Origin of the sequence: Mesorhizobium sp. M7A.F.Ca.US.006.04.2.1 (genome assembly GCF_004022915.1) — a bacterium.
GTDB classification, from domain to species: domain Bacteria; phylum Pseudomonadota; class Alphaproteobacteria; order Rhizobiales; family Rhizobiaceae; genus Mesorhizobium; species Mesorhizobium ciceri.
In genome coordinates this window covers 1-560 of the sequence record NZ_RZQA01001576.1, presented here as the reverse complement: position 1 = coordinate 560, position 560 = coordinate 1, and the positions used below count along the sequence as shown (strand labels likewise).

The 560-nt window shown below is 63.0% G+C and carries 1 protein-coding gene and 1 pseudogene; both read right to left on the bottom strand.

The genetic code is table 11. From position 1 onward, the window contains the following. Window positions 1–83, bottom strand: a pseudogene (locus tag EN925_RS38820) (50S ribosomal protein L23); the annotation flags it as partial. Beyond that, the coding region (gene rplD, locus EN925_RS38815; protein ID WP_128337503.1) for a 50S ribosomal protein L4 at window positions 80–560 on the bottom strand (481 nt) is incomplete at its 5' end. The gene rplD and the pseudogene EN925_RS38820, both read right to left, overlap by 4 nt.

Here is a 560-nt window from a genome sequence, read left to right as displayed (position 1 = left end):
ACCTTGTTCTGCTCGGAGGCCATGGTCGACTTTTCGGTGATCGCCGGCGAGACGATCACGTCGTAATGACGAAGGTCGGTCATTTAAAACGCTCCTCGAGAGCCTCGACGGCGGCCTTCGAAAGGACCAGCGTGCCGCGGCGCAGAATGTCGTAGACGTTGATGCCCTGGATGGGCAGCACGTCGATGTTGGGGATGTTCGTCGCCGCCAGCTTGAAGTTCTTGTCAAGCTCGGCGCCGCCGATCAGCAAAGCATTGGTCAGGCCCAGCGTCGCGAAATTCGCGATCAGCGCCTTCGTCTTGGCCTCGGTCAGCTTCAGCTCGTCGATGATGATGATCGACGCGCTCTTGGCCTTGGCCGAGAGAGCATGCTTGAGGCCGAGAGCGCGAACCTTCTTCGGCAGTTCGTGCTCGTGGCTGCGAACGACCGGGCCGTGGGCCTTGCCGCCGCCGCGGAACTGCGGAGCGCGTGCCGAATGGTGACGGGCGCGGCCCGTACCCTTCTGCTTGTACATCTTGGCGCCGGTGCGCGCGATCTCGGCGCGACCCTTGGTCTTGTGC